The sequence below is a fragment of the Escherichia sp. Marseille-Q3837 genome (assembly GCF_916618735.1).
Taxonomy (GTDB): Bacteria; Pseudomonadota; Gammaproteobacteria; order Enterobacterales; family Enterobacteriaceae; genus Escherichia; species Escherichia ruysiae.
Genome location: NZ_CAKAKC010000001.1, coordinates 2,107,054 through 2,132,415 on the forward strand (window position 1 = coordinate 2,107,054; position 25,362 = coordinate 2,132,415).

Here is a 25,362-nt window from a genome sequence, read left to right on the forward strand (position 1 = left end):
GAGCAATGAGAAAGAAAAGCAGTATAGCGTCAGGTGAACGCTGCTCCAACCGTTGCATAACAACAAAGACGCCTTCATGTTATACTGCGGCAAAATACAGATGATGTGTCGCGATTGCGGCCAACCGTTTCCACCCCAGGCGAGAGACAATGTTTGATAATTTAACCGATCGTTTGTCGCGCACGCTGCGCAATATCAGTGGCCGTGGACGCCTTACTGAAGACAACGTTAAAGATACGCTGCGCGAAGTGCGCATGGCGCTGTTGGAGGCGGACGTCGCTCTGCCGGTAGTGCGTGAGTTTATCAATCGCGTAAAAGAGAAAGCGGTTGGTCATGAAGTTAATAAAAGCCTGACGCCGGGGCAGGAGTTCGTCAAAATCGTCCGTAACGAGTTGGTTGCGGCGATGGGCGAAGAGAACCAGACCCTGAACCTGGCTGCGCAACCGCCTGCGGTGGTGCTGATGGCGGGCCTGCAAGGTGCCGGTAAAACAACCAGCGTGGGTAAACTCGGTAAGTTCCTGCGCGAGAAGCACAAGAAGAAAGTGCTGGTGGTTTCTGCCGACGTTTATCGCCCGGCGGCAATCAAACAGCTTGAGACGCTGGCCGAACAGGTAGGCGTCGATTTCTTCCCTTCAGATGTTGGTCAGAAGCCGGTTGATATTGTTAATGCGGCGCTGAAAGAAGCCAAACTGAAATTCTACGACGTGCTGCTGGTGGATACCGCCGGTCGTCTGCACGTTGACGAAGCGATGATGGATGAGATCAAACAGGTCCATGCGTCGATTAACCCGGTTGAAACCCTGTTTGTGGTTGACGCCATGACCGGTCAGGATGCTGCCAATACGGCAAAAGCGTTCAATGAAGCGTTACCGCTTACCGGCGTAGTGTTGACTAAAGTGGACGGCGATGCGCGTGGCGGTGCGGCGCTTTCTATTCGCCATATTACCGGCAAGCCCATCAAGTTCCTCGGTGTTGGCGAGAAAACAGAGGCGCTGGAGCCGTTCCACCCGGATCGTATCGCTTCACGCATTCTCGGCATGGGCGATGTTCTGTCGCTGATCGAAGATATCGAAAGCAAAGTTGACCGCGCGCAGGCTGAGAAATTAGCCAGCAAGCTGAAAAAAGGTGATGGCTTCGATCTCAACGATTTCCTTGAGCAGTTGCGCCAGATGAAAAATATGGGCGGCATGGCCAGCCTGATGGGCAAGCTGCCGGGCATGGGGCAGATCCCGGATAACGTGAAGTCCCAGATGGACGATAAAGTGCTGGTGCGTATGGAAGCCATCATCAACTCGATGACGATGAAAGAGCGCGCTAAGCCAGAAATCATCAAAGGTTCGCGTAAACGCCGTATCGCTGCCGGTTGCGGTATGCAGGTGCAGGACGTTAACCGTCTTCTGAAGCAGTTCGACGACATGCAGCGCATGATGAAGAAAATGAAGAAGGGCGGAATGGCGAAGATGATGAGAAGCATGAAGGGTATGATGCCCCCAGGCTTCCCAGGCCGCTAATCGGCTTGGCTTATTTGCCATTTTGGCACCGGGGTGTGCTCGTCATCCTCACGTACTGGGGTACGCTCCGATGACTGCGCGCACTCCGGCACCAAACTGGCTGCGCCGCCAGCGGCCTTTTAATGCCGGGTTAGCATCTGTTGGTTGCAATTTCTGCAAAAATGAGTAAAATTTTCGGGCTTTTAATATGACACCGGACTCCGTTCCTCGATGGGGTCCGGTTGTTTTATTCACACAAGAGGATGTTATGGTAACTATTCGTTTAGCACGTCACGGCGCTAAAAAGCGTCCGTTCTACCAGGTTGTTGTCGCTGACAGCCGTAATGCACGCAACGGTCGCTTCATCGAGCGCGTTGGTTTCTTCAACCCAATCGCTAGCGAAAAAGAAGAAGGCACTCGCCTGGATCTGGATCGCATCGCTCACTGGGTTGGCCAGGGCGCAACTATTTCTGATCGCGTTGCTGCGCTGATCAAAGAAGTAAACAAAGCAGCTTAATCTGTCACGGTGGTCATGATGAGCAAACAACTCACCGCGCAAGCACCTGTTGATCCCATCGTTTTGGGAAAAATGGGTTCGTCTTACGGTATTCGTGGGTGGCTCAGAGTGTTTTCTTCCACCGAAGACGCCGAAAGCATTTTTGACTATCAGCCCTGGTTTATCCAGAAGGCGGGTCAGTGGCAGCAAGTCCAGCTGGAAAGCTGGAAGCACCACAATCAGGACATGATCATCAAGCTGAAAGGTGTTGACGATCGTGATGCGGCGAACCTGCTGACGAATTGTGAAATTGTCGTGGATTCATCGCAGCTGCCTCAGCTTGAAGAGGGTGACTACTACTGGAAAGACCTGATGGGCTGTCAGGTAGTGACCACTGAAGGCTACGATCTTGGTAAAGTCGTCGACATGATGGAAACCGGATCTAATGACGTTCTCGTCATTAAGGCAAACCTGAAAGATGCGTTTGGTATCAAGGAACGTCTCGTACCGTTCCTCGATGGGCAGGTTATCAAGAAAGTCGATCTCACTACTCGTTCAATCGAAGTAGATTGGGATCCTGGTTTTTAAACCACCGGATAAACGGTAAAAGACGGCGCTATGTGGATTGGCATAATTAGCCTGTTTCCTGAAATGTTCCGCGCAATTACCGATTACGGGGTAACTGGCCGGGCAGTGAAAAATGGCCTGCTGAGCATCCAGAGCTGGAGTCCACGTGACTTCACGCATGACCGGCACCGAACCGTGGACGATCGTCCTTACGGCGGCGGACCGGGGATGTTAATGATGGTGCAACCTTTACGGGACGCCATTCATGCAGCAAAAAGCGCGGCGGGTGAAGGCGCTAAGGTGATCTATCTGTCACCACAGGGGCGCAAGCTTGATCAAGCGGGCGTCAGCGAACTGGCAACGAATCAAAAATTGATTTTGGTGTGCGGTCGCTACGAAGGTATAGATGAGCGCGTGATCCAAACCGAAATTGACGAAGAATGGTCAATCGGCGATTACGTTCTCAGCGGTGGTGAGTTACCAGCAATGACGCTGATTGACTCCGTTTCCCGGTTTATTCCGGGGGTACTGGGACATGAAGCCTCGGCAACGGAAGATTCCTTTGCTGAAGGATTGCTGGATTGCCCGCACTATACGCGGCCTGAGGTGTTAGAAGGGATGGAAGTTCCGTCAGTGTTACTGTCGGGAAACCATGCCGAGATACGTCGCTGGCGTTTGAAACAGTCGCTGGGCCGTACCTGGCTTAGAAGACCTGAACTTCTGGAAAACCTGGCTCTGACTGAAGAGCAAGCAAGGTTGCTGGCGGAGTTCAAAACGGAACACGCACAACAGCAACATAAACATGATGGGATGGCGTAAGCCCCCGAGATATCAGTTTACCCAGGATAAGAGATTAAATTATGAGCAACATTATTAAGCAACTTGAACAAGAGCAGATGAAGCAGGACGTACCTTCCTTCCGTCCGGGTGATACCGTGGAAGTGAAAGTATGGGTTGTTGAAGGTTCCAAAAAACGTCTGCAGGCATTCGAGGGCGTGGTTATCGCTATTCGTAACCGCGGTCTGCACTCTGCATTCACTGTTCGTAAAATTTCCAACGGCGAAGGCGTTGAGCGTGTCTTCCAGACTCACTCTCCGGTAGTTGACAGCATTTCTGTCAAACGTCGTGGTGCTGTTCGTAAAGCTAAACTGTACTACCTGCGTGAGCGTACTGGTAAGGCTGCTCGTATCAAAGAGCGCCTCAACTAAGATTTCGCTTAAGCGACATCCTGTTAAGAAGGGCTGGCCAATTGGCTGGCCCTTTTTTTATCTACTGAAATTGTATTTAAGGCGCACTAATTACCACCGCAACGCGGCGGTTTTCAGCCCGGCCCTGTGCTGTCTTGTTGCTGGCAATAGGATATTTTTTCCCTAAACCCTGAGTGGTGAGATTGCTGCGCGGAATTTGTCCACCCTCGGCCCAGGCATCGGCGACGACATTCGCTCGCTTCAGTGATAAGGCTTCGTTGTAGCTATCTTCACCATAGTTATCGGTATGACCATCCATACGGGCATGTGTTAGCCCGGTAGAGGTCAGTTTTGCCGCCATAGTCTGGATTTGTTGCTGACTTTCCGGAAGCAGTTTGTAGTCATTTTTAGCAAACAGAATAGTGTCGGATAAGCCAAGCGACCAGTCACCGGCAGATTCAGTAAAACCATAAGACTGCATAGCAGCGACTTGCTCTGGGGTAAATTTGCCTTGTGGAGTCTGGCAACCAGCCAGTATCAGAGTGGAGAAAACCAGAGGTGCTACCAGTTGCTTTATCATGTAGATATTTCCTTGTTATTTCACCAGCTTTTCGGCGCGCTGATGTTTGGCCTGATACATATTACGATCGGCAAGCTCTTGTAATTTTTCCGCAGAAGCGTGTTCGCGAGTCAGAGCGTATCCAATACTTAAGGTCATACTGGTCTGGTGACCGTTATGGAGATCGAATGGGCGATGAAAGGTTTGTGTGAGAGCAGTACAAATACGCTGTACTTCATATTCTGACAGTACGCCATACAGAATCATGGCGAACTCATCGCCTCCTATACGGTACGCTTGATGCCGTTTCCCGCTAAATTCCATTAACCGTGTTGCTATCTCGATCAAGACCTGATCACCCGTCGCGTGACCCCATGTGTCATTGATATATTTAAAATTATCGCCATCAAGAAAAAGTAAGGCTGAGGTTTCCCGAACGGCAGAATCACTCATTAACGTATTGATGCAGTTGCGGAATGCAGCGCGGTTAGCCAGGCCGGTTAACGGATCATGCAGGGCAGTACGTAAGAGTTGCGCATTTTTTGCCTGTAAACGAAGCTGCCACTCTTCCATTTCATCCAGCAGACTATTGAAGTCGAGAGCAAAGCGGTGAAATTCTTCGATACGCTCTTCCGAAACTCGTCGGGAAAAATTGCGGTTGGATCGCACATCATGAACTACATCAGTAATGTTTTTTAGCGCCTCCACCAGTCCGTTATGCAAATGGCGGGTGAGGGTGATTGCAATGCCTGATGCCAGCAGAATACAACCGGTAAGCACAGCGAGTGAAAACCAGATGAAATGGCTGATTGAACTGTCGCGAGCGGTTAACTGAACTTCGCCGATGATTTTTCCATTGTGGCGAATGGGCTGAATTACCGGTGCGGGAAAGAGCCAGTGGCTAATGAAATTGCTGAATCTATCTCCCGGTTCTCTGGCTGTGTAGTGCCAGGATGCAATGATATTTTGCTGATTATCACGTACTTCAGCGGTTGAAAATTGACCTTGCTGCCCTAGTGCGGCCAGGGTTTCTGTCGCTGCCGAACCATCGGCAAAAACGACCGCTGCTTCCAGACTATAAGTCATGGTTGCTGCGGTGAGCGCCAGGTTTTTTTGTGCGTATTGTTTCAGTGTCAGTACCGACGTCACGGAAAGCAGCAGCCAGATCAGCGTCATGGTGATAAAGATGCTGGTCATGCTGATGTTGCGTAATGCTCTTTTAAACGTTGGTCGCTTATTAAGAGAATTATCGTTATCCATCTTTTTTCTTCCGAGCGAGCATTAAGACATCCGGGTTGACCTTTACACCACTACGCGATAAGGCATCCAGGTTGACGGCAAATCTGACATCATTATTGTTGATAATCAGACAAAAGGCGCTGCCAATAATGCACTCTGCATTTTGTTCGGCAATTAATAATAACGCCTTAGACGGATATTGTTCGATTAATTCCATCTGGAATGTCGGTGACTCGTTGCCAAAATAAAAACCATTACAGTCTGAAATTAGTGCTTCTTGTTTGCTGTGAATGATGACGGGCAGATAAGGTAAAGAAGTCGCGCCATTATCTTGCAGGGCGGTACTAAAACGTGAAGATGAAAAAATACATAGCTTTGGCGGGCCAGATAACGCTGGCCAACGAGTGTAGCTGACAATACCGGAAACCATCAGACGCACATTTTTCGCGGCGTTAGTGGTTTCCTGAGCGAGTAATGGTGCACTCGCCAGGAGGGGCATCAGCAGTAAAAATAACCGGTGGGAAAAACGCATTCAGGGATCCTCACCACCGTCGCTCGAAATGCATCGATAATTTTTTCAGAATGCTCATTAAAATATCATTCTTTTATGCGGGCGTCATCACGATGAGAATTAAAGTTTGAATGAGTTAAATCTTATGATTAATTTATTGAGGCGCTCCAGTTAATTCAATCGCATCGTGCTGGCATTTTCATCTGCCCCTTTTTGCCATGCTTCATGTAGTTGGTTGGCATTTTCAACATTGTTGCAGCTGGCAGGGAAACTTTTACCGGAAAGCCCTCTGGCATAAGTAAAATCGATTTGGCAGGTTTTCTTTTGTCCTTCGGCATATCCTTTAAGGTATACCCCCCGATCAGCCTGTGAATCGCTAAATGTATCGCGATCTTTTATGGCAATGCCAGATATTGCATCTTCCATACCAACATCATACCAGTCGGTGCTGGTTAAGTTTGGCGCGTGAGTATAAGGATCAATCTGGCAACCACTAACCACCAAAGCCAACAAGGAACCGATAAATTTTTTCATCATTTTCTCTCCTTTTTTCAAAGCATAGCGGATTGTTTTTAATGATGGTGTAAATTTATTTATACGAATTTTGTGGCTTGTAGCTTATTAAAATTGTATCTGTAAAGTAATATTTACGTAATTTGGATTGAAATCTTTACTCGCTGTGTTATCGTTACGTCATCCTCATTGAGGATCAACTATCGCAAACGAGCATAAACAGGATCGCCATCATGCAAAAAGACGCGCTGAATAACGTACACATTACCGACGAACAGGTTCTGATGACCCCGGAACAGTTGAAGGCCGCTTTTCCATTAAGCCAGCAACAAGAAGCCCAGATTGCTGATTCGCGTAAAACTATTTCAGATATTATCGCCGGGCGCGATCCTCGTCTGTTGGTGGTGTGTGGTCCTTGTTCCATTCATGATCCTGAAACCGCTCTGGAATACGCTCGTCGATTTAAAGCCCTTGCCGCAGAGGTCAGCGATAGCCTCTATCTGGTGATGCGCGTCTATTTTGAAAAACCCCGTACGACTGTCGGCTGGAAAGGGTTAATTAACGATCCTCATATGGATGGCTCTTTTGACGTCGAAGCCGGTCTGCAAATCGCGCGTAAATTGCTGCTTGAACTGGTGAGCATGGGGCTTCCGCTGGCGACGGAAGCGTTAGATCCAAATAGCCCGCAATACCTGGGCGATTTGTTTAGCTGGTCGGCAATTGGTGCTCGTACCACGGAATCGCAAACGCACCGTGAAATGGCATCCGGGCTGTCTATGCCGGTTGGTTTTAAAAACGGCACCGACGGCAGTCTGGCAACGGCAATTAACGCCATGCGCGCTGCTGCCCAGCCACACCGTTTTGTTGGTATTAACCAGGCAGGGCAGGTTGCGTTGCTACAAACTCAGGGGAATCCGGACGGACATGTGATCCTGCGTGGCGGTAAAGCGCCGAACTACAGCCCTGCAGATGTCGCGCAATGTGAAAAAGAGATGGAACAGGCGGGACTGCGTCCGTCTCTGATGGTAGATTGCAGTCACGGTAATTCCAATAAAGATTATCGCCGTCAGCCTGCGGTGGCAGAGTCCGTGGTTGCCCAGATTAAAGACGGTAATCGCTCAATTATTGGTCTGATGATCGAAAGTAACATCCACGAAGGCAATCAGTCTTCCGAGCAACCGCGCAGCGAAATGAAATACGGTGTATCCGTAACCGATGCCTGCATCAGTTGGGAAATGACCGATGCCTTGCTGCGTGAGATTCATCAGGATCTGAACGGGCAGCTGACGGCACGCGTGGCTTAAGAGGTTTATTATGGTTGCTGAGTTGACCGCGTTACGCGATCAAATTGATGAAGTCGATAAAGAGCTGCTGAATTTATTAGCGAAGCGTCTGGAACTGGTCGCCGAAGTCGGTGAGGTGAAAAGCCGCTTTGGACTGCCTATTTATGTCCCGGAGCGTGAGGCATCTATGCTGGCCTCGCGTCGCGCTGAGGCGGAAGCCCTGGGTGTACCGCCAGATCTTATTGAGGATATCCTGCGTCGGGTGATGCGGGAGTCCTACTCCAGCGAGAATGACAAAGGTTTTAAAACGCTTTGCCCTACGTTGCGCCCGGTGGTTATCGTCGGTGGTGGCGGTCAGATGGGGCGCTTGTTCGAGAAGATGCTGACCCTATCAGGTTATCAGGTGCGGATTCTGGAGCAACATGACTGGGAACGTGCAGCTGATATTGTTGCCGATGCCGGAATGGTGATTGTCAGTGTGCCGATTCATGTGACCGAACAGGTTATCGCCAAATTACCGCCTTTACCGCAGGATTGTATTCTGGTCGATCTGGCATCGGTGAAAAATGGACCGTTACAGGCCATGCTGGCGGCACATGATGGTCCGGTGTTGGGACTTCACCCGATGTTTGGCCCGGACAGCGGCAGTCTGGCGAAGCAGGTGGTGGTCTGGTGTGATGGACGCCAGCCGGAAGCATATCAATGGTTTCTGGAGCAAATTCAGGTTTGGGGCGCGCGGCTGCATCGGATTAGCGCCGTCGAGCACGATCAGAATATGGCGTTTATTCAGGCACTGCGCCACTTTGCCACTTTTGCTTATGGTTTGCATCTGGCAGAAGAAAATGTTCAGCTTGAGCAACTTCTGGCGCTCTCTTCGCCCATTTACCGCCTTGAGCTGGCGATGGTTGGGCGACTGTTTGCTCAGGATCCGCAGCTTTATGCCGACATCATTATGTCGTCAGAACGTAATCTGGCGTTGATCAAGCGTTACTATAAGCGTTTTGGCGAGGCAATTGAGCTGCTGGAGAAGGGGGACAAGCAGGCGTTTATCGACAGTTTCCGCAAGGTGGAAAACTGGTTTGGCGATTATGCGCAACGCTTCCAGAGTGAAAGCCGCGTGTTATTGCGTCAGGCGAACGACAGTCGCCAGTAGTCATCTTGTGCCGGGGAGGCATCACCCGGCACGATTTCATCACGCCGGGTCAACAGGCACTACATTCTCACTTGGGTAACAGCCTAATACCTTCATCGAACGGGTAATTTCACCTAACTCTTTCAATGCTTTTTGCATTTCCGCTGATTCAAGATTGGCCTGAATATCCAGATAAAACATCTCTTCCCACGGATTACCGTGAATCGGGCGTGATTCCAGACGGGTCATAATCAGATTATGGTTACGTAGTACCAGCAATGCTTCTACCAGTGCACCAGCTTGTTGTCCGGTCGCCATTAATAATGTGGTTTTTGCCGGAACCTGGTCAGACACGTTAATCGCTTTACGTGCCAGCACCACAAATCGGGTGAAGTTTTGTCGCTGATTTGCCTCAATACGTTCCAGTACCTGTAAACCGTACAAAGTGCCGCCTGCCTCGCTCCCCAGTGCAGCAACATGCGGTGATTTTGCCTGTGCAACCTTTTCCATCGCCGCAGACGTACTTTCGGTATATTCAATCTTCCAGTGCGGGTAACGATTAAGAAATTTACTGCATTGCTGGAACGGCTGTGGATGGCTGTAGACTGTGGTGATGGTTGATAAATCTGTAGTACCAGAAACCAGCAGGCAGTGATCGATGGTCAGCGTCATCTCGCCAACAATCGATAAGCTGGTATGTTGTAGTAGATCGTAAACGTCGTTTATGGCACCTGAACTGGTATTCTCAATCGGTACTACCGCATAGTCGGCCTGACCGGTTTCCACCTGATTAAAAATATCAGCAAATTTTGCGCAACCGCTTTCAATAAATTGTTCGAAATGGCGAGCAGCGTACTGACGTGCGGCAAGGTGTGAATAGGAACCTTTAGGGCCGAGAAAAGCAATACGTGCTGAATGTGGATTAATTTTATTGAGATGCTGCTGGAGCAGTGCCTGCTGAGTTAATACGGAATCTTCAATGATGAGCTGGAACAGGCGAGTAATGTAATGGGCGTCCAGATGGTGCGTTTTACCGAGCGTAATTAATCTTTCCAGTAAATCGCGTTCACGATCAATATCACGCACGGGGCGATGAGAGAGCAGTTTGGCTTTTCCCACCTCGACAGCCAGTTCACGCCGCTCTGCCAGTAACGCCAGTAATTTTTCATCCAGCGCGCTGATTTTCTCGCGCAGCGCCAGTAATGGGTTTTCCGATGTCATAGTGTTGCCTTTTTTGTTATCAATAAAAAAGGCCCCCCGGTTTGGGAGGCCTTATTGTTCGTCTTCGCATTCTGTTTCACACGACGAAACGCCTCCCATTCAGGGGAAGGTAAAAAAGAATGCGAAGAAGAACGGCGTGTGTTTCATGTTTGTTTCCTTAAGCGACTTAAGTACAGTACCTGTACTGTTTTCACGCTGTCAACAAAAAACGCGCCCGAAGGCGCGTTGGCGATACACTCAATATAAAGGACTACTCTTCTTCAACTTCTTCGACGAAGTTGGCGTCTTTCACCGATGTTGCGGCACGACGTGCTTCGCCTTTGTGCTGCAGTTTATTGAGCTGCCGTTCCAGCTTGTTGATCAATTCGTTAATTGCGGTGTACATATCTTCATGTTTACCACTGGCAACCAGAACGCCGTTAGGTGTATTGATTGTGGCGTCAGCAACGAACCCTTGTGGCTCTTTGGACAAAATGATATGTGGATTAATCAGATGTGTTTGCCATTTTTCCAGTTTGGCGAGACGGTCTGCGACATGTTGGCGGATGGCCGGAGTAATTTCCATTTGTTTGCTGGTAATGTTCATTGTCATAAATTTTACCTCTTGTCTTCCCGTCTTGGTGAATTCAGCATACCGTTCCTGATGTCAAAATGTGTGATGGAAATCTCATAATTTTGTCACTTTTTGTCAATGAGGCTTTTTTGTGAGAAATCGCAGGAAGAGGTGTTTTTTTACTTGAGGAATATCTCAAAGCGAGCCATATTTGATGAGATCGGTAGTGACTAAATCGCTTCAGTTTCACAACTGACAGAATAAAAAAACGGCAGCTCAAGGGCTGCCGTTTTGTGTTTCAGGTTTCTGTTATGTATTGCTGCTGTTTGCGGCGATGATTTTAGCTACTTTTTCAGCTTGCGCATTCATCTGCATCTGACGGTATGCATTTTCCATCAGCGGCAGCGCATCACGTGTAGCCTTGGTATCCGGGTAATCGCGCAACATGCCTTCTACACGGTTAACGACGGCAACCCATGCACCACGTTCTGTATAGTACTCAGCAACGGAGTATTCATATTTCGCCAGACGATCTTTCAGGAATACCAGACGTTTGGTGGCATCGGTGGTGTACTGACTGTTCGGATAGCCGCGCACCAGTTTGGAAAAGTCACTAAACGCAGCTCGTGCATGTTGAGGATCGCGATCGCTACGGTCAACGCCAAAGAACCCTTGCAGCGCACTGTCATCGAGCGCCATATTGGTCAGGCCACGCATGTACATGACATAATCGATATTCGGATGGGTCGGGTTAAGGCGAATAAAACGATCGATGGCAGCCTGTGCTAACGGCAAATCGGCGTTTTTATAGTAGGCGTAGATGAGATCCAGCTGCACCTGCTGCGAATACGGACCAAACGGATAGCGATTATCTAACGCTTCCAGTTGCGTTATTGCCTGTCTCCAGTTACCGTCCTGCAGCTTTTGTTGTGCAGTCGCGTAAATTTCATTTGGCGGATTATCAGGTACTTCTTCCTTTGACCCCGAGCAACCCGCCAAAAACAGGCTTAGTGTGGCGGCTGCCACCAGATATTTCATGCGCGTCATGACGTTTTGACTTTCCTCAAAATGTAATACGGGAGATTCTCTGTTCCTGCTCCCGGTTAAGACCAGCTACAATAGCACACTATATTAAACGGCAAAGCCGTAAAACCCCAACGATAAACGAAGAAGCAGTATATATGGCACAACGAGTACAGCTCACTGCAACGGTGTCCGAAAACCAACTCGGTCAACGCTTAGATCAGGCTTTGGCCGAAATGTTCCCGGATTATTCACGTTCGCGGATAAAAGAATGGATCCTCGACCAGCGCGTGCTGGTTAACGGCAAAGTTTGTGATAAGCCGAAAGAAAAAGTATTGGGTGGCGAGCAGGTGGCCATCAACGCTGAGATTGAAGAAGAAGCGCGTTTTGAACCGCAGGATATCCCGCTGGATATCGTCTATGAAGATGAAGATATCATCGTCATTAATAAACCACGCGACCTGGTGGTACATCCTGGCGCGGGTAATCCGGATGGTACGGTACTGAATGCGTTGCTTCATTACTATCCGCCCATTGCTGATGTTCCACGTGCGGGCATTGTCCATCGTCTGGATAAAGACACCACTGGTCTGATGGTTGTCGCAAAAACCGTTCCGGCTCAGACGCGTTTAGTCGAATCTTTGCAACGGCGTGAAATTACTCGTGAGTACGAAGCGGTGGCAATTGGTCATATGACCGCTGGCGGTACGGTGGATGAGCCAATTAGTCGTCACCCGACCAAACGTACCCATATGGCGGTGCATCCAATGGGCAAACCGGCGGTCACTCACTATCGCATTATGGAACATTTCCGTGTGCACACGCGTCTGCGGTTGCGTCTGGAAACTGGACGTACGCACCAGATCCGCGTGCATATGGCCCATATCACTCATCCGCTGGTGGGCGATCCGGTTTATGGTGGCCGTCCGCGTCCGCCAAAAGGGGCTTCGGAAGCATTTATCTCCACGCTGCGTAAGTTTGACCGCCAGGCGCTACATGCAACCATGCTGCGTCTTTATCACCCAATCTCCGGTATCGAAATGGAATGGCATGCGCCTATTCCACAAGATATGGTGGAGCTGATTGAGGTGATGCGCGCCGATTTCGAAGAGCATAAGGATGAAGTGGACTGGTTATGAGTAAACTGATTGTCCCGCAGTGGCCGCTGCCAAAAGGTGTTGCGGCCTGTAGCTCTACTCGTATCGGCGGCGTGAGCTTGCCGCCGTATGACTCGCTCAACCTGGGTGCCCATTGTGGCGATAACCCGGATCACGTTGAGGAGAATCGCAAGCGACTTTTTGCTGCGGGCAATTTGCCTTCAAAACCGGTCTGGCTTGAGCAGGTACACGGCAAAGATGTGCTTAAGCTTACTGGCGAACCTTATGCTTCAAAACGAGCGGATGCCTCTTATAGCCACACGCCCGGTACGGTTTGTGCTGTGATGACTGCCGACTGCCTGCCCGTGCTGTTTTGTAATCGTGCGGGAACGGAAGTCGCCGCCGCTCATGCTGGCTGGCGTGGACTGTGCGCTGGCGTGCTGGAAGAGACGGTTTCCTGTTTTGCTGATAATCCCGAAAACATTCTCGCCTGGTTAGGGCCGGCAATTGGTCCACGCGCGTTTGAAGTGGGGGCGGAGGTTCGTGAAGCGTTTATGGCTGTAGACGCCAAAGCGAGTGCAGCTTTCATTCAGCATGGTGATAAGTTTCTGGCGGATATTTATCAGCTTGCCCGGCAGCGTCTGGCGAGCGTTGGTGTTGAGCAGATTTTCGGCGGCGACCGTTGTACATATACGGAAAATGAGACTTTCTTCTCTTATCGTCGCGACAAGACTACGGGTCGTATGGCAAGTTTCATTTGGCTGATATAACCTAAAGAATCAAGACGATCCGGTACGCGTGATTTTCTTTTCACATTAATCTGGTCAATAACCTTGAATAATTGAGGGATGACCTCATTTAATCTCCAGTAGCAACTTTGATCCGTTATGGGAGGAGTTATGCGTCTGGATCGTCTTACTAATAAATTCCAGCTTGCTCTTGCCGATGCCCAATCACTTGCACTCGGGCACGACAACCAATTCATCGAACCACTTCATTTAATGAGCGCCCTGCTGAATCAGGAAGGGGGTTCGGTTAGTCCTTTATTAACATCCGCTGGCATTAATGCTGGCCAGTTGCGCACAGATATCAATCAGGCATTAAATCGTTTACCGCAGGTTGAAGGTACTGGTGGTGATGTCCAGCCATCACAGGATCTGGTGCGCGTTCTTAATCTTTGCGACAAGCTGGCGCAAAAACGTGGTGATAACTTTATCTCGTCAGAACTGTTCGTTCTGGCGGCACTTGAGTCTCGCGGCACGCTGGCCGACATCCTGAAAGCAGCAGGGGCGACCACCGCCAACATTACTCAAGCGATTGAACAAATGCGTGGAGGTGAAAGCGTGAACGATCAAGGAGCTGAAGACCAACGTCAGGCTTTGAAAAAATACACCATTGACCTCACCGAACGAGCCGAGCAGGGCAAACTCGATCCGGTGATTGGTCGTGATGAAGAAATTCGCCGTACCATTCAGGTACTGCAACGTCGTACTAAAAATAACCCAGTGCTGATTGGTGAACCCGGCGTCGGTAAAACTGCCATCGTTGAAGGTCTGGCGCAGCGTATTATCAATGGTGAAGTTCCGGAAGGGCTGAAAGGCCGCCGCGTACTGGCGCTGGATATGGGCGCGCTGGTGGCAGGGGCGAAATATCGCGGTGAGTTTGAAGAACGCTTAAAAGGCGTGCTTAACGATCTCGCTAAACAGGAAGGCAATGTCATCCTGTTTATCGACGAATTACATACTATGGTTGGCGCGGGTAAAGCGGACGGCGCAATGGATGCCGGGAACATGCTGAAACCGGCGCTGGCTCGTGGTGAGCTGCACTGTGTAGGTGCCACAACGCTGGACGAATATCGTCAGTACATCGAAAAAGATGCTGCTCTGGAACGTCGTTTCCAGAAGGTGTTTGTTGCCGAACCAACGGTGGAAGACACCATTGCTATTCTGCGTGGCCTGAAAGAACGTTACGAACTGCACCACCATGTGCAAATTACTGACCCGGCAATTGTTGCAGCGGCGACGTTGTCTCATCGCTACATTGCTGACCGTCAACTGCCGGATAAAGCCATCGACCTGATCGATGAAGCAGCATCCAGCATTCGTATGCAGATTGACTCAAAACCAGAAGAACTCGACCGACTCGATCGTCGTATCATCCAGCTCAAACTGGAACAACAGGCGTTAATGAAAGAGTCTGATGAAGCCAGTAAAAAACGCCTGGATATGCTCAACGAAGAACTGAGCGACAAAGAACGTCAGTACTCCGAGTTAGAAGAAGAGTGGAAAGCAGAGAAAGCATCGCTTTCTGGTACACAGACCATTAAAGCAGAACTGGAACAGGCGAAAATCGCTATTGAACAGGCTCGCCGTGTAGGTGACCTGGCGCGGATGTCTGAACTGCAATACGGCAAAATTCCGGAACTCGAAAAACAACTGGAAGCCGCAACGCAGCTGGAAGGCAAAACTATGCGTCTGTTGCGTAATAAAGTGACCGACGCCGAAATTGCTGAAGTGCTGGCGCGTTGGACGGGGATTCCTGTTTCTCGCATGATGGAAAGCGAGCGCGAAAAACTGCTGCGTATGGAACAAGAACTGCACCATCGCGTTATTGGTCAGAACGAAGCGGTTGATGCGGTATCGAACGCTATTCGTCGTAGCCGTGCGGGGCTGGCGGATCCAAATCGCCCGATTGGTTCATTCCTGTTCCTCGGCCCAACTGGTGTGGGTAAAACTGAACTTTGTAAGGCGCTGGCGAACTTTATGTTCGATAGCGACGAGGCGATGGTTCGTATCGATATGTCCGAGTTTATGGAGAAACACTCGGTGTCTCGTCTGGTTGGTGCGCCTCCGGGATATGTCGGTTATGAGGAAGGTGGCTACCTGACCGAAGCGGTGCGTCGTCGTCCGTATTCCGTCATCCTGCTGGATGAAGTGGAAAAAGCGCATCCGGATGTTTTCAACATTCTGTTACAGGTACTGGATGATGGGCGTCTGACTGACGGGCAGGGGAGAACGGTCGACTTCCGTAATACGGTTGTCATTATGACCTCTAACCTCGGTTCCGATTTGATTCAGGAACGCTTCGGTGAACTGGATTATGCGCACATGAAAGAGCTGGTGCTCGGTGTGGTAAGCCATAACTTCCGTCCGGAATTTATTAACCGTATCGATGAAGTGGTGGTCTTCCATCCGCTGGGTGAACAGCACATTGCGTCGATTGCGCAGATTCAGTTGAAACGTCTGTACAAACGTCTGGAAGAACGTGGTTATGAAATCCACATTTCTGACGAGGCGCTGAAACTGCTGAGCGAGAACGGTTACGATCCGGTCTATGGTGCACGTCCTCTGAAACGTGCTATCCAGCAGCAGATCGAAAACCCGCTGGCACAGCAAATACTGTCTGGTGAATTGGTTCCGGGTAAAGTTATTCGCCTGGAAGTTAATGAAGACAGGATTGTCGCCGTCCAGTAATGCTAAAACGAGCCCTTCGGGGCTCGTTTTTGTCTATAAATTAGACGGAAAAGACTATATTTAAGATGTTTTGCCTGAAAAATGAGCGAACGATAAAGTTTTTATATTTTTCGCTTGTCAGGCCGGAATAACTCCCTATAATGCGCCACCACTGACACGGAACAACGGCAAACACGCCGCCGGGTCAGCGGGGTTCTCCTGAGAATCTCAACAGAGAAAAGCAAAAAAATGCTTGACTCTGTAGCGGGAAAGCGTATTATGCACACCCCGTGCCGCTGAGAAAAAGCGAAGCGGCACTGCTCTTTAACAATTTATCAGACAATCTGTGTGGGCACTCGAAGATACGGATTCTTAACGTCGCAAGACGAAAAATGAATACCAAGTCTCAAGAGTGAACACGTAATTCATTACGAAGTTTAATTCTTTGAGCATCAAACTTTTAAATTGAAGAGTTTGATCATGGCTCAGATTGAACGCTGGCGGCAGGCCTAACACATGCAAGTCGAACGGTAACAGGAAACAGCTTGCTGTTTCGCTGACGAGTGGCGGACGGGTGAGTAATGTCTGGGAAACTGCCTGATGGAGGGGGATAACTACTGGAAACGGTAGCTAATACCGCATAACGTCGCAAGACCAAAGAGGGGGACCTTCGGGCCTCTTGCCATCGGATGTGCCCAGATGGGATTAGCTAGTAGGTGGGGTAACGGCTCACCTAGGCGACGATCCCTAGCTGGTCTGAGAGGATGACCAGCCACACTGGAACTGAGACACGGTCCAGACTCCTACGGGAGGCAGCAGTGGGGAATATTGCACAATGGGCGCAAGCCTGATGCAGCCATGCCGCGTGTATGAAGAAGGCCTTCGGGTTGTAAAGTACTTTCAGCGGGGAGGAAGGGAGTAAAGTTAATACCTTTGCTCATTGACGTTACCCGCAGAAGAAGCACCGGCTAACTCCGTGCCAGCAGCCGCGGTAATACGGAGGGTGCAAGCGTTAATCGGAATTACTGGGCGTAAAGCGCACGCAGGCGGTCTGTTAAGTCAGATGTGAAATCCCCGGGCTCAACCTGGGAACTGCATCTGATACTGGCAGGCTTGAGTCTCGTAGAGGGGGGTAGAATTCCAGGTGTAGCGGTGAAATGCGTAGAGATCTGGAGGAATACCGGTGGCGAAGGCGGCCCCCTGGACGAAGACTGACGCTCAGGTGCGAAAGCGTGGGGAGCAAACAGGATTAGATACCCTGGTAGTCCACGCCGTAAACGATGTCGACTTGGAGGTTGTGCCCTTGAGGCGTGGCTTCCGGAGCTAACGCGTTAAGTCGACCGCCTGGGGAGTACGGCCGCAAGGTTAAAACTCAAATGAATTGACGGGGGCCCGCACAAGCGGTGGAGCATGTGGTTTAATTCGATGCAACGCGAAGAACCTTACCTGGTCTTGACATCCACAGAACTTTCCAGAGATGGATTGGTGCCTTCGGGAACTGTGAGACAGGTGCTGCATGGCTGTCGTCAGCTCGTGTTGTGAAATGTTGGGTTAAGTCCCGCAACGAGCGCAACCCTTATCCTTTGTTGCCAGCGGTTTGGCCGGGAACTCAAAGGAGACTGCCAGTGATAAACTGGAGGAAGGTGGGGATGACGTCAAGTCATCATGGCCCTTACGACCAGGGCTACACACGTGCTACAATGGCGCATACAAAGAGAAGCGACCTCGCGAGAGCAAGCGGACCTCATAAAGTGCGTCGTAGTCCGGATTGGAGTCTGCAACTCGACTCCATGAAGTCGGAATCGCTAGTAATCGTGGATCAGAATGCCACGGTGAATACGTTCCCGGGCCTTGTACACACCGCCCGTCACACCATGGGAGTGGGTTGCAAAAGAAGTAGGTAGCTTAACCTTCGGGAGGGCGCTTACCACTTTGTGATTCATGACTGGGGTGAAGTCGTAACAAGGTAACCGTAGGGGAACCTGCGGTTGGATCACCTCCTTACCTTAAAGAAACGTACTTTGAAGTGCTCACACAGATTGTCTGATAGAAAGTGAAAAGCAAGGCGTCTTGCGAAGCAGACTGATACGTCCCCTTCGTCTAGAGGCCCAGGACACCGCCCTTTCACGGCGGTAACAGGGGTTCGAATCCCCTAGGGGACGCCACTTGCTGGTTTGTGAGTGAAAGTCACCTGCCTTAATATCTCAAAACTCATCTTCGGGTGATGTTTGAGATATTTGCTCTTTAAAAATCTGGATCAAGCTGAAAATTGAAACACTGAACAACGAAAGTTGTTCGTGAGTCTCTCAAATTTTCGCAACACGATGGTGTTTTACGAAACATCTTCGGGTTGTGAGGTTAAGCGACTAAGCGTACACGGTGGATGCCCTGGCAGTCAGAGGCGATGAAGGACGTGCTAATCTGCGATAAGCGTCGGTAAGGTGATATGAACCGTTATAACCGGCGATTTCCGAATGGGGAAACCCAGTGTGATTCGTCACACTATCATTAACTGAATCCATAGGTTAATGAAGCGAACCGGGGGAACTGAAACATCTAAGTACCCCGAGGAAAAGAAATCAACCGAGATTCCCCCAGTAGCGGCGAGCGAACGGGGAGCAGCCCAGAGCCTGAATCAGTGTGTGTGTTAGTGGAAGCGTCTGGAAAGGCGCGCGATACAGGGTGACAGCCCCGTACACAAAAATGCACATACTGTGAGCTCGATGAGTAGGGCGGGACACGTGGTATCCTGTCTGAATATGGGGGGACCATCCTCCAAGGCTAAATACTCCTGACTGACCGATAGTGAACCAGTACCGTGAGGGAAAGGCGAAAAGAACCCCGGCGAGGGGAGTGAAAAAGAACCTGAAACCGTGTACGTACAAGCAGTGGGAGCCTCTTTTATGGGGTGACTGCGTACCTTTTGTATAATGGGTCAGCGACTTATATTCTGTAGCAAGGTTAACCGAATAGGGGAGCCGAAGGGAAACCGAGTCTTAACTGGGCGTTAAGTTGCAGGGTATAGACCCGAAACCCGGTGATCTAGCCATGGGCAGGTTGAAGGTTGGGTAACACTAACTGGAGGACCGAACCGACTAATGTTGAAAAATTAGCGGATGACTTGTGGCTGGGGGTGAAAGGCCAATCAAACCGGGAGATAGCTGGTTCTCCCCGAAAGCTATTTAGGTAGCGCCTCGTGAATTCATCTCCGGGGGTAGAGCACTGTTTCGGCAAGGGGGTCATCCCGACTTACCAACCCGATGCAAACTGCGAATACCGGAGAATGTTATCACGGGAGACACACGGCGGGTGCTAACGTCCGTCGTGAAGAGGGAAACAACCCAGACCGCCAGCTAAGGTCCCAAAGTCATGGTTAAGTGGGAAACGATGTGGGAAGGCCCAGACAGCCAGGATGTTGGCTTAGAAGCAGCCATCATTTAAAGAAAGCGTAATAGCTCACTGGTCGAGTCGGCCTGCGCGGAAGATGTAACGGGGCTAAACCATGCACCGAAGCTGCGGCAGCGACACTATGTGTTGTTGGGTAGGGGAGCGTTCTGTAAGCCTGTGAAGGTGTGCTGTGAGGCATGCTGGAGGTATCAGAAGTGCGAATGCTGACATAAGTAACGATAAAGCGGGTGAAAAGCCCGCTCGCCGGAAGACCAAGGGTTCCTGTCCAACGTTAATCGGGGCAGGGTGAGTCGACCCCTAAGGCGAGGCCGAAAGGCGTAGTCGATGGGAAACAGGTTAATATTCCTGTACTTGGTGTTACTGCGAAGGGGGGACGGAGAAGGCTATGTTGGCCGGGCGACGGTTGTCCCGGTTTAAGCGTGTAGGCTGGTTTTCCAGGCAAATCCGGAAAATCAAGGCTGAGGCGTGATGACGAGGCACTACGGTGCTGAAGCAACAAATGCCCTGCTTCCAGGAAAAGCCTCTAAGCATCAGGTAACATCAAATCGTACCCCAAACCGACACAGGTGGTCAGGTAGAGAATACCAAGGCGCTTGAGAGAACTCGGGTGAAGGAACTAGGCAAAATGGTGCCGTAACTTCGGGAGAAGGCACGCTGATATGTAGGTGAAGTGATTTACTCATGGAGCTGAAATCAGTCGAAGATACCAGCTGGCTGCAACTGTTTATTAAAAACACAGCACTGTGCAAACACGAAAGTGGACGTATACGGTGTGACGCCTGCCCGGTGCCGGAAGGTTAATTGATGGGGTCAGCGCAAGCGAAGCTCTTGATCGAAGCCCCGGTAAACGGCGGCCGTAACTATAACGGTCCTAAGGTAGCGAAATTCCTTGTCGGGTAAGTTCCGACCTGCACGAATGGCGTAATGATGGCCAGGCTGTCTCCACCCGAGACTCAGTGAAATTGAACTCGCTGTGAAGATGCAGTGTACCCGCGGCAAGACGGAAAGACCCCGTGAACCTTTACTATAGCTTGACACTGAACATTGAGCCTTGATGTGTAGGATAGGTGGGAGGCTTTGAAGTGTGGACGCCAGTCTGCATGGAGCCGACCTTGAAATACCACCCTTTAATGTTTGATGTTCTAACGTTGACCCGTGATCCGGGTTGCGGACAGTGTCTGGTGGGTAGTTTGACTGGGGCGGTCTCCTCCTAAAGAGTAACGGAGGAGCACGAAGGTTGGCTAATCCTGGTCGGACATCAGGAGGTTAGTGCAATGGCATAAGCCAGCTTGACTGCGAGCGTGACGGCGCGAGCAGGTGCGAAAGCAGGTCATAGTGATCCGGTGGTTCTGAATGGAAGGGCCATCGCTCAACGGATAAAAGGTACTCCGGGGATAACAGGCTGATACCGCCCAAGAGTTCATATCGACGGCGGTGTTTGGCACCTCGATGTCGGCTCATCACATCCTGGGGCTGAAGTAGGTCCCAAGGGTATGGCTGTTCGCCATTTAAAGTGGTACGCGAGCTGGGTTTAGAACGTCGTGAGACAGTTCGGTCCCTATCTGCCGTGGGCGCTGGAGAACTGAGGGGGGCTGCTCCTAGTACGAGAGGACCGGAGTGGACGCATCACTGGTGTTCGGGTTGTCATGCCAATGGCACTGCCCGGTAGCTAAATGCGGAAGAGATAAGTGCTGAAAGCATCTAAGCACGAAACTTGCCCCGAGATGAGTTCTCCCTGACTCCCTGAGAGTCCTGAAGGAACGTTGAAGACGACGACGTTGATAGGCCGGGTGTGTAAGCGCAGCGATGCGTTGAGCTAACCGGTACTAATGAACCGTGAGGCTTAACCTTACAACGCCGAAGCTGTTTTGGCGGATGAGAGAAGATTTTCAGCCTGATACAGATTAAATCGACATGTTGAAGAACGACGTGTTGATAAAACAGAATTTGCCTGGCGGCCGTAGCGCGGTGGTCCCACCTGACCCCATGCCGAACTCAGAAGTGAAACGCCGTAGCGCCGATGGTAGTGTGGGGTCTCCCCATGCGAGAGTAGGGAACTGCCAGGCATCAAATAAAACGAAAGGCTCAGTCGGAAGACTGGGTCTTTTGTTTTATCTGTTGTTTGTCGGTGAACGCTCTCCTGAGCAGGACAAATCCGCCGGGAGCGGATTTGAACGTTGCGAAGCAACGGCCCGGAGGGTGGGGGGCAGGCCGCCCGCCATAAACTGCCAGGCATCAGATAAAGCAGAAGGCCATCCGCAAGGATGGCCTTTTTGCGCTGGTGCAGAAAAATGCCGGATGCGACGCTGGCGCGTCTTGTCCGGTCTACGCAGGCACGGTAGGGGGAAACCGCGCATTATTCCCCCATATACGCCAGATTCAGCAATGGATACGGTTTCATCAATTTCCCCACTTCCATGCGTTCTCCTTACCAGAAATCTCTTCTGAAGCGCCTTAATAACCGTTCTCATGCTAACTAAAGTCACTGTTAAGGTTGCATAACCTTACGCAACAATAACCTTACGAAACAAATGTATAACATTTACTTTACTAAAAAATAAACAACAGCAACCGACAAAGCATCGGATTATGGCAGGAGAAATAGTGGCATGGCAGAAAGCACTGTAACGGCAGACGGCAAACTGACAAGTAGTGATACTCGTCGCCGCATCTGGGCAATTGTAGGGGCCTCTTCAGGCAACCTGGTCGAATGGTTTGATTTCTACGTCTACTCGTTTTGTTCCCTCTACTTCGCCCACATCTTCTTCCCTTCTGGTAACACGACCACTCAACTACTGCAAACAGCCGGTGTTTTTGCAGCAGGATTCTTGATGCGCCCAATAGGCGGCTGGTTATTTGGTCGAATTGCCGATAAGCATGGTCGCAAAAAATCGATGCTGTTATCGGTGTGTATGATGTGTTTCGGCTCACTGGTTATCGCCTGTTTGCCTGGTTATGAAACAATCGGTACGTGGGCTCCGGCATTATTGCTTCTCGCGCGTTTATTTCAGGGATTATCCGTTGGCGGAGAATATGGCACTAGCGCCACCTATATGAGTGAAGTCGCAGTAGAAGGTCGTAAAGGTTTTTATGCCTCATTTCAGTATGTCACGTTGATCGGCGGACAACTGCTAGCTCTACTGGTTGTCGTGGTTTTACAACACACCATGGAAGACGCTGCACTCAGAGAGTGGGGATGGCGTATTCCTTTTGCGTTAGGAGCTGTGTTAGCTGTTGTGGCGTTGTGGTTACGCCGTCAATTGGATGAAACTTCACAACAAGAAACACGCGCTTTAAAAGAAGCTGGATCTCTGAAAGGATTATGGCGCAATCGCCGAGCATTCATCATGGTTCTCGGTTTTACCGCTGCGGGCTCCCTTTGTTTCTATACCTTCACCACTTACATGCAGAAGTATCTGGTGAATACTGCGGGAATGCACGCAAACGTAGCAAGCGGCATTATGACAGCAGCACTGTTTGTATTTATGCTCATCCAGCCGCTCATTGGGGCACTGTCGGATAAGATTGGCCGCCGAACTTCAATGTTATGTTTCGGTTCTCTGGCAGCCATTTTTACCGTTCCGATTCTTTCAGCATTGCAGAACGTTTCCTCTCCTTATACCGCTTTTGGTCTGGTGATGTGCGCCCTGCTGATAGTGAGTTTTTATACTTCAATCAGTGGAATACTGAAGGCTGAGATGTTCCCGGCACAGGTTCGCGCATTAGGCGTTGGTCTGTCATATGCGGTAGCTAATGCTATATTTGGTGGCTCCGCAGAGTATGTAGCGTTATCGTTGAAATCGGTAGGAATGGAAACAGCCTTCTTCTGGTATGTCACCTTTATGTCAGTTATTGCATTTCTGGTTTCACTAACATTGCATCGCAAAGGGAAGGGAATGCGTCTTTAGTGATGCGCCAGTTGCCAGATGGTATAGCCGGTAGTTGCACCGGCGACATCCCAGGCAAAATCTTTCCAGCTCCAGCCGCTCCCTTCAGGGCGGCTATCCCAAAGTTCTTTTGACGCGCCCAGCCCTACAGAGAACATCAGCCCGAACGTGGCGCTACGGTCAGAGCTCATTCCCTGATGCTGTGCGTATTCATTTCCGGCGGCAGAAAGCATCGCCGAGGCGATAAAGTGTTGAGCTTTATCCTGCCCGCTCCAGCTATCGTTAGCCATGTGGCTGCATCCAGAAAGTAACAATAGCGAACAGACAAAAAGAATACGCAAAACGTGGCCTCCAAAAAACAAACCCCGTACAGGACGGGGTTGTGATTACAGGATGCGGCTAATTAATCGGTCGATGCGGATACGGCGCAAACGGCGGATAAGTTTGCGAACTTTCACCGGATAATCGCCAATACTTTGCAGATCGCGGTAGTGCTTAACGATGGTGGTATGCTCGCGGATCAGCTCCAGTTCTTTCTCACGCTGTGGTGCAAGCTCCAGTTGCGGATCGTGGATCAAAATGGCGTTTTCCAGATCCAGACGCCAGGCGCGTGGGTTCAGGTTATTACCGGTTACCAGCATCCACTTATCATCAACCCACATCCCTTTCAGGTGATAGGTGTTGTCGTCATCTTTCCATAACCGAACCACTAACTGGTCAGTATTGACGTAATACTGCAAACGGCTCAGGAAGCGACGCAGATTGATCTCATAAAGATAAGGCAGTGCGCCAATTATCTTGAAAGGTTCATCTTCCGGAATGTAGAAGTCATTCGCGGTTTTATCACCAACAATAATTTCGACCTTTTTCCCTTCGCGCAGCAACTGGATGATATTGCGCACAAGGATTGCTGGCAAGTTGAAGTAGGGGGTGCAGATGGTTAGTTTCTGCTCGGCACAAGGCATAAGATGGAAAATGGTCTTATTCAACAGACTCGATTTCCCCAGCCCCACTAGCGGCGTTACGGAAAGCTGATCGTTGTCGGCATCGCCCTGGAAATGATAAGCGGCATCACGCAGCTCCTGGCGGAACAGGCGAATGTCGTTCTTGATTTCCGGACTTTTTGGGCGATTAACATCATCCAGACGATTAACGCCGCGACCATTCATAATATTCTGTGTAACCCATTCAAACATAATGTCTGACATCTTACGGTTACGGATCAGATGATAACGGTCGTAGCGATATTTATCGTGCTGATGCAGGTAAACATCGTTCAGGCTGGCACCGCTATAAAGTACGCTATCGTCGATGATAAAGCCTTTAAAGTGCAGAACACCAAGGGCTTCACGGGTATTGATTGGAACGCCATAAACCGGAACATCTACGCCCGGATTTTCCTGCGCCATGCGGCAGTACCAGTCAGCGTTAGTGTTAGATGCCGCAGCGCCAATGCGTCCACGCTGTGCACGATGCCAGTCGACCAGCACCCGCACATCCAGTTCCGGACGCTGCCTTTTAGCCTCATACAACGCGTTCAGAATGCCTTTGCCACCGTCATCCTGTTCGAGATACAGGGCGACAATGCAAATGCGCTGCTTCGCGCTGGCTATTTTTTCCAGCAGCGTCTCCCGGAAGTCGGCGGGAGCGTAAAAGAAATCGACATCATCAACTGATTGAGAAATCTTGGGTAGTTGGGCAAGGTGTTGTTGATGTTTATTACGCTTAAATTTTGACAACATCA

Annotated in this window: 21 protein-coding genes, 1 tRNA gene, 3 rRNA genes and 1 other annotated feature; of the genes, 15 read left to right on the forward strand and 10 right to left on the reverse strand. The window is 50.2% G+C overall.

What is annotated here, in order from left to right:
• Positions 1 to 149 precede the first annotated feature (149 nt).
• The 5 genes from ffh to rplS all read left to right on the forward strand — a co-directional run bounded on the left by ffh (position 150) and on the right by rplS (position 3,761).
• The gene (gene ffh / locus LG381_RS09870; protein WP_000460035.1) at positions 150 to 1,511 is read left to right on the forward strand and encodes a signal recognition particle protein; all 1,362 of its coding nucleotides are present in this window, start codon (positions 150 to 152) and stop codon (positions 1,509 to 1,511) included.
• Between the two features lie 247 nt (positions 1,512 to 1,758).
• Positions 1,759 to 2,007, forward strand: coding sequence for a 30S ribosomal protein S16 (gene rpsP / locus LG381_RS09875; RefSeq protein ID WP_000256450.1), 249 nt, complete (start codon positions 1,759 to 1,761; stop codon positions 2,005 to 2,007).
• 18 nt (positions 2,008 to 2,025) lie between these two features.
• The gene (gene rimM / locus LG381_RS09880) at positions 2,026 to 2,574 is read left to right on the forward strand and encodes a ribosome maturation factor RimM (protein WP_000043335.1); all 549 of its coding nucleotides are present in this window, start codon (positions 2,026 to 2,028) and stop codon (positions 2,572 to 2,574) included.
• A gap of 30 nt (positions 2,575 to 2,604) precedes the next feature.
• A complete protein-coding gene (gene trmD / locus LG381_RS09885; RefSeq protein ID WP_000264785.1) occupies positions 2,605 to 3,372 on the forward strand; it encodes a tRNA (guanosine(37)-N1)-methyltransferase TrmD in 768 nt (255 codons plus the stop codon).
• A 41-nt stretch (positions 3,373 to 3,413) separates the two neighbouring features.
• Positions 3,414 to 3,761 carry a 50S ribosomal protein L19 gene (gene rplS, locus LG381_RS09890; RefSeq protein ID WP_000065253.1) on the forward strand — a complete coding sequence of 116 codons (348 nt, stop codon included), beginning with the start codon at positions 3,414 to 3,416 and terminating at the stop codon, positions 3,759 to 3,761.
• Positions 3,762 to 3,837: 76 nt separating this feature from the next.
• Here the strand turns inward: rplS and LG381_RS09895 are convergent, their stop codons facing one another.
• From LG381_RS09895 to LG381_RS09910, 4 genes are all read right to left on the reverse strand, one after another.
• On the reverse strand, positions 3,838 to 4,320 hold the full coding sequence (locus LG381_RS09895) for an OmpA family protein (RefSeq protein WP_000595359.1): 483 nt from the start codon (positions 4,318 to 4,320) through the stop codon (positions 3,838 to 3,840).
• A 15-nt stretch (positions 4,321 to 4,335) separates the two neighbouring features.
• On the reverse strand, positions 4,336 to 5,559 hold the full coding sequence (gene dgcN / locus LG381_RS09900; protein WP_000368158.1) for a diguanylate cyclase DgcN: 1,224 nt from the start codon (positions 5,557 to 5,559) through the stop codon (positions 4,336 to 4,338).
• On the reverse strand, positions 5,552 to 6,070 hold the full coding sequence (locus LG381_RS09905) for a YfiR family protein (RefSeq protein ID WP_001212411.1): 519 nt from the start codon (positions 6,068 to 6,070) through the stop codon (positions 5,552 to 5,554). The genes dgcN and LG381_RS09905 overlap by 8 nt, the downstream gene beginning before the upstream one ends.
• 150 nt (positions 6,071 to 6,220) lie before the next feature.
• On the reverse strand, positions 6,221 to 6,586 hold the full coding sequence (locus tag LG381_RS09910) for a DUF2799 domain-containing protein (RefSeq protein WP_000976011.1): 366 nt from the start codon (positions 6,584 to 6,586) through the stop codon (positions 6,221 to 6,223).
• A gap of 209 nt (positions 6,587 to 6,795) precedes the next feature.
• On the opposite strand from LG381_RS09910, the gene aroF reads away from it, so the two are divergent.
• A complete protein-coding gene (gene aroF, locus LG381_RS09915; RefSeq protein ID WP_001168056.1) occupies positions 6,796 to 7,866 on the forward strand; it encodes a 3-deoxy-7-phosphoheptulonate synthase AroF in 1,071 nt (356 codons plus the stop codon).
• 10 nt (positions 7,867 to 7,876) lie between these two features.
• Positions 7,877 to 8,998 (forward strand): bifunctional chorismate mutase/prephenate dehydrogenase, encoded by a 1,122-nt coding sequence (gene tyrA, locus LG381_RS09920; RefSeq protein ID WP_000225241.1) that lies wholly within the window; start codon positions 7,877 to 7,879, stop codon positions 8,996 to 8,998.
• A 39-nt stretch (positions 8,999 to 9,037) separates the two neighbouring features.
• Here the strand turns inward: tyrA and pheA are convergent, their stop codons facing one another.
• The 4 genes from pheA to bamD all read right to left on the reverse strand — a co-directional run bounded on the left by pheA (position 9,038) and on the right by bamD (position 11,798).
• Positions 9,038 to 10,198: a bifunctional chorismate mutase/prephenate dehydratase gene (pheA, locus tag LG381_RS09925; RefSeq protein ID WP_000200136.1), complete on the reverse strand. Its 1,161-nt coding sequence runs from the start codon at positions 10,196 to 10,198 to the stop codon at positions 9,038 to 9,040.
• Positions 10,199 to 10,220: 22 nt separating this feature from the next.
• Positions 10,221 to 10,346, reverse strand: a sequence feature (Phe leader region).
• Positions 10,298 to 10,345: a pheA operon leader peptide PheL gene (pheL, locus tag LG381_RS09930; RefSeq protein WP_001386991.1), complete on the reverse strand. Its 48-nt coding sequence runs from the start codon at positions 10,343 to 10,345 to the stop codon at positions 10,298 to 10,300. (Overlaps the previous feature by 48 nt.)
• 102 nt (positions 10,347 to 10,448) lie before the next feature.
• Positions 10,449 to 10,790 carry a ribosome-associated translation inhibitor RaiA gene (gene raiA / locus LG381_RS09935; protein ID WP_000178456.1) on the reverse strand — a complete coding sequence of 114 codons (342 nt, stop codon included), beginning with the start codon at positions 10,788 to 10,790 and terminating at the stop codon, positions 10,449 to 10,451.
• A gap of 270 nt (positions 10,791 to 11,060) precedes the next feature.
• Positions 11,061 to 11,798: an outer membrane protein assembly factor BamD gene (bamD, locus tag LG381_RS09940; RefSeq protein ID WP_000197682.1), complete on the reverse strand. Its 738-nt coding sequence runs from the start codon at positions 11,796 to 11,798 to the stop codon at positions 11,061 to 11,063.
• 134 nt (positions 11,799 to 11,932) lie between these two features.
• Between bamD and rluD the strand changes: the two genes are divergently transcribed.
• The 8 genes from rluD to kgtP all read left to right on the forward strand — a co-directional run bounded on the left by rluD (position 11,933) and on the right by kgtP (position 23,639).
• Positions 11,933 to 12,913 (forward strand): 23S rRNA pseudouridine(1911/1915/1917) synthase RluD, encoded by a 981-nt coding sequence (gene rluD, locus LG381_RS09945; RefSeq protein ID WP_000079112.1) that lies wholly within the window; start codon positions 11,933 to 11,935, stop codon positions 12,911 to 12,913.
• Entirely contained in the window at positions 12,910 to 13,641 is a 732-nt protein-coding gene (gene yfiH / locus LG381_RS09950; RefSeq protein ID WP_000040123.1) for a purine nucleoside phosphorylase YfiH, read from the forward strand. The genes rluD and yfiH overlap by 4 nt, the downstream gene beginning before the upstream one ends.
• Before the next feature lie 129 nt (positions 13,642 to 13,770).
• A complete protein-coding gene (gene clpB, locus LG381_RS09955) occupies positions 13,771 to 16,344 on the forward strand; it encodes an ATP-dependent chaperone ClpB (RefSeq protein ID WP_002431841.1) in 2,574 nt (857 codons plus the stop codon).
• Between the two features lie 441 nt (positions 16,345 to 16,785).
• Positions 16,786 to 18,327: ribosomal RNA gene (locus LG381_RS09960) — 16S ribosomal RNA — on the forward strand.
• Between the two features lie 85 nt (positions 18,328 to 18,412).
• A tRNA-Glu gene (locus LG381_RS09965) sits at positions 18,413 to 18,488 on the forward strand.
• Positions 18,489 to 18,679: 191 nt separating this feature from the next.
• Positions 18,680 to 21,582 (forward strand): 23S ribosomal RNA (locus LG381_RS09970).
• A gap of 99 nt (positions 21,583 to 21,681) precedes the next feature.
• Positions 21,682 to 21,797: ribosomal RNA gene (rrf, locus tag LG381_RS09975) — 5S ribosomal RNA — on the forward strand.
• Together the 16S, 23S and 5S rRNA genes with 1 tRNA gene alongside form the textbook arrangement of a ribosomal RNA operon.
• A gap of 543 nt (positions 21,798 to 22,340) precedes the next feature.
• Positions 22,341 to 23,639 (forward strand): alpha-ketoglutarate permease, encoded by a 1,299-nt coding sequence (gene kgtP / locus LG381_RS09980; protein WP_225762358.1) that lies wholly within the window; start codon positions 22,341 to 22,343, stop codon positions 23,637 to 23,639.
• Here kgtP and LG381_RS09985 read toward each other — a convergent pair.
• Positions 23,636 to 23,959, reverse strand: a complete 324-nt coding sequence (locus LG381_RS09985; RefSeq protein ID WP_225762359.1) for a YfiM family lipoprotein — start codon at positions 23,957 to 23,959, stop codon at positions 23,636 to 23,638. The two genes, kgtP and LG381_RS09985, sit on opposite strands and share 4 nt — an antisense overlap.
• 45 nt (positions 23,960 to 24,004) lie before the next feature.
• Positions 24,005 to 25,360 (reverse strand): CDP-diacylglycerol--serine O-phosphatidyltransferase, encoded by a 1,356-nt coding sequence (gene pssA / locus LG381_RS09990; protein ID WP_225762360.1) that lies wholly within the window; start codon positions 25,358 to 25,360, stop codon positions 24,005 to 24,007.
• Positions 25,361 to 25,362: the final 2 nt, after the last annotated feature.